This window comes from Noviherbaspirillum sp. (genome assembly GCF_035944575.1).
Taxonomy (GTDB): Bacteria; Pseudomonadota; Gammaproteobacteria; order Burkholderiales; family Burkholderiaceae_D; genus Noviherbaspirillum.
The window spans coordinates 1-4,061 of the sequence record NZ_DASZBA010000126.1; the positions used below are offsets into that span (position 1 = coordinate 1).

At 54.4% G+C, this 4,061-nt stretch carries 3 protein-coding genes; all 3 read right to left on the reverse strand.

Annotation, left to right across the window (positions count from 1 at the left end):
• Positions 1 to 1,880: glycosyltransferase family 1 protein (locus VGU61_RS08330; protein WP_326858649.1), on the reverse strand; the 1,880-nt coding region annotated here is incomplete at its 3' end.
• Positions 1,877 to 3,220 (reverse strand): FkbM family methyltransferase, encoded by a 1,344-nt coding sequence (locus VGU61_RS08335; protein WP_326858650.1) that lies wholly within the window; start codon positions 3,218 to 3,220, stop codon positions 1,877 to 1,879. The genes VGU61_RS08335 and VGU61_RS08330, both read right to left, overlap by 4 nt.
• The coding region (locus VGU61_RS08340) for an ABC transporter ATP-binding protein (RefSeq protein WP_326858651.1) at positions 3,217 to 4,061 on the reverse strand (845 nt) is incomplete at its 5' end. The genes VGU61_RS08340 and VGU61_RS08335, both read right to left, overlap by 4 nt.

Below are 4,061 nucleotides of genomic sequence, written 5' to 3' on the forward strand. Positions count from 1 at the left end.
CGTTTGATCACCTGACTATCGTCGGCCAGGATCGCGCTTTGAATGACTTTTATATAGTGATTGACGTTGCTTGGGGTATCGTTAGGTTGCAATCTTGTTACTGGGGGCATCCAAGCGGCAGAATTCTCATGGCAAGGCAGTGCTTCCATAGGATTGGCGCCAGCCAGAATAAGCTGGTTTGCCGACTCAAGAACTCGACGATTAAATGACAGGGCAGCAGACTGTTCACCCTGCTTCACATACCTTATCAGCCCGCTCAAGCCGTGCGCATGCAAAATCTCTTCAGCGAGTAACAAAGGCTTCCCGAGGTTTTCAGTCAGACTCTTGGCCGGCTTGTCGAGAAGTGCATCGTGCAGGACAACGACTCCATTGTGCTGCGCCATGAGTGGCAGCATGAACGCATAAGATGCTTCGTTCGCTATCTGATAAACAACCGTGGAATAGCGGTCTCTACGCTCGGCAAACGCCGTATGATGGTAGCTGGGAAATTGATCAATCGCTTCCGAGCCTGGTCGTGCTGCACCGTGGTCTGTAAAGATATCAATATCAAAATGCGCGGCAAGACCCTCCAGTATCTCCTTGCAGTGACGGGCGACCCGATCTTCGGGTTGTAGCGCCGGCAGAAACACCGCAATGCAAGATCTGGGCGTGGATGGTTTGACACCCGTAACGGCCGAAGTGGATCGAATGCGCAAATGCTCTTCAATGGCGTTCCACGCAAGCGCCGCCGTCCTTTGCCAACTAAACGTCTTTGCACGCTCGATTCCATATCTGGAGAGTTCGCTTCGCAGCTCGGCATCCGCAAGCACATGCTCCAGGGCCGCAGCGATTGCAGTCGGATCCGCGGCGTTGAACAGCACGTCGCTTCGCCCCATTACCTCCGGTATGGAGGAATTGTTCGCGGCGATGACAGGTGCTCCGCAGGCCATAGCCTCCAGCGCTGGCAAGCCGAAGCCTTCATACAGAGAAGGAAATACAAACACCTTGCATTCGTTGTACAGGGATATCAGATCCTGATCGCTGATGTGCCCGGTCACTATCACATCGTTATCGCTTAATCCCAGCGATTTGATACGGCGATCAAATGAATCCCGGTCGCCTACCTGGTTGAGTACAAGTTGATGAGAGGCGCGTAGAGCGGCCGGCAATTCGGCGTAGGCCCGGAGCATGCCATCTTGATTCTTGCGGTAATCTGCGTTGCCTGTGTAGAGCACAAACGGGCGCGATATCCCGAAGCGCGCAATATTGCTCCTTTCCGCATGAGGGAGGGGCCGGAACATATCGCTCGCCGCGCCGCCAATATTTACGACGCGCTCAGGCGGTATTCCGAGAATTCGGATAGCGTCCTGACGTGTCGCCTCCGAAATGGCTAGAAGGAGATCGAACTTGTGCAGGGATGACAGTCGATGCTCATACCATTGCTTTAGGCTTGGCGAGTTGAGATATTGCTCTGGAAACAGGCATGGTATGAGGTCATACAGAATTGCGACTCGCAATGCTGAGGGCAATGTTTCATGCGGAAACGGGACAACCGCTTCATCTTCAAATGGTCCGGCATATAGCACCACATCCGGCGCTATCGCCTGGTAGGCGTGGTGCACCAGTGCAGCGGCAACGGCAAGGTCGTTCGGGTGATCCGTCCCGAATCCCTTTAGCGGCGTATGCGTATAGGTGGAAAAGTGTCCGGGATTTACCATTGCGCCAAATTGCTGGCGCAATTCATCGACACTATCGGGGAAGTGCTGATTGGCTAATAAAAACACATCGTGCTGTCCCTGGAGATGAAGCATCGACTCGGCGAGCGACTGCGTATAGCGGCCGATGCCACGGCGGCGAGAAGCGGTCTGACATGGGAAAAGATCGAATACCAGCCGCATCATGCACCCTTGCTGTCCTGACGCTGCTTCAGTTCATGGCGCAGCTTTATTTCAAAAAAATCCGCTGGAGTCGCGGTTCCGCCCCAAGAAGGCAAATCGTTTTGTTCTGTTCTTTCCGACATTGCTTTCTGAACAGTGGCCTCCAAAGTGACAGCCTTGGCCGAAACAAACAATCGGTCTGCCGTCGAAGGAAACATGCTGCGCAGCTGCTTCGCGCAACGTGTCAGGAACGGACTGCGTCGAATTACAGGAACGGCATGCCGAACCCCCGCGCGCGCCAGACGTACCAAAACGCTTCGAGACGTTGAAGCTGTGTATGAAACCGAGCGTTTAATAAACGGCGCGGACGCACCAAGCCACCGAAGCGGTGCCGTTACTTTCCATGAGGTGCTGCTGAGAATGGCGCCAATCAGAACATCTCGCTCCTGAATTGCAAGGGTTGCTTCATGCAACCGGTGCTCGGCACGTAAAGCCTCTTCATAAGCAGCATGTGCCTTGGTTTCCGCCTCGGTCGTACGTGCCTCGGCTGCATGCATGCGCGCCTCAGCTGCATGCATGCGCGCTTCCGCTTCGCTGCGCTTCGCATCTGCGTCCCGGGCTTGCTTGCGAGACTGGATTGCCCGCGTTTCCGCTTCATCCGCCCGCGCCCTGGATTCCTGGTCCGTATTAAGAACAAACCCGTCAAACACGTTGGGTGGTGAAGCAAAATCCGGCTTTAAATGCGAATGCTCGTTTGCAACGTAGTACCGGTTCAATCCGTCGAAATAGACGAATTCGTACTGGGCGTCAAGCAGTATTGGTTCCCAGTCCTGGTGGGCAGTTTGCCGGGACATCGGGATGGTAGCCTCAACAACCACAATCCACGGCCGCCATTTTTGGAAGTCCATGCCCAATAGCACGTTCTTCTCCGCCCCCTCCACATCCACTTTCAGGAAGTGGATGTCTCCCGTGACATATTTTTCGCAGATGTCGGCAAGACGGAGTACCGGGATATGCATGGTACGTACGTCCCATCCTTCGTTGCGATGCATCTCTGCAACGGCGGGGTCGGAAGTTGCCAGGCCCGAATCCGGGATGTCGTAAAAAGGGAAGTTGCCATCCGTCGCGCCCGCGCCAACTTGAAGATTGATATCCCGCGGGCGTTCGGCTTGCAACCGTTCGATGAACTGTGTGACTGGCTCTACATTTATGCCATGCCATCCGCGGTCATAAAATGCCTTCGTGACGGAATACAGTGTAGGGTCGTTTGCCCCGACATCGATGTAGAAGCCGTTTTCAATGCGATGGAGCGCGCGCCATAGCATCACGTCCTCAAAATTTTGGGCGTAAGAGATGAAACTCATGTGCGTTGTATTTCAATCAGAGGGTCCAGCCACACACAACCGGCAAAGTGCTCCCGGCTCATGTTCATGACGGTAAATATCAGAGCAAGATCGCGCCATTCGTAGTTGTTTACCAGATGTGTGTCAGAGCTGACCAGCGCAGTAGCAACCGAATAGGTGCCGGCGCCGAGATGCATCGGAAAAGTGAATCGATAGGTCACTTCTTCGCCCGGTTGGACGTCGTGGAGCGGTAGTTCTTTCAAATGCGTATTGGTGCCATACATCGGCTGTCCCAGGCGGTCCTTGATCATATAACCAAGAACCAGGCGCGGGATCATGGCGTGTATCGCGATCTTCACTTCAAGAGTCACTCTGGTGCTGACATCGACTACCTCAATACGCTGGCCTTTCTCATCCAACAGAGCGATGTCGCTGACCGTTGCTTCACCCGTGCCGGAAATGGTTTGTACCTTGCCGTCTTCCCGGAGGTTCTGCTGCACCTTGGAGCCGTCTTTTTCAGCCAGCATCGCGTTATAGAAATCCATGATTTCTTCCGGCGCGCCTTCTTTCGCGATTCGTCCTCCGTCCAGCAGAAGTGCGCGGTCGCAGATCGACTGAATTGCTGCCTTGTCATGCGAGACGATAAGCAGGGTGGTGCCCTGCTTGCGGAATTCGCGGATGCGTTCAAAACTTTTATGCTGGAAGTATGCATCTCCGACAGACAGCGCTTCATCAACGATCAGGATGTCGGGGCGCTTTGCAGTTGCCACGCTGAATGCCAGCCGCATCTGCATCCCGCTTGAATAAACGCGTACCGGCTGGTCCAGATAGCTTCCAATGTCCGCGAAGGCCTCTATGCTCG

Coding starts and splice junctions, on each gene's coding strand:
- VGU61_RS08335 (WP_326858650.1), bottom strand. CDS start 3,220: ATGAGTTTCATCTCTTACGCCCAAAATTTTGAGGACGTGATGCTATGG.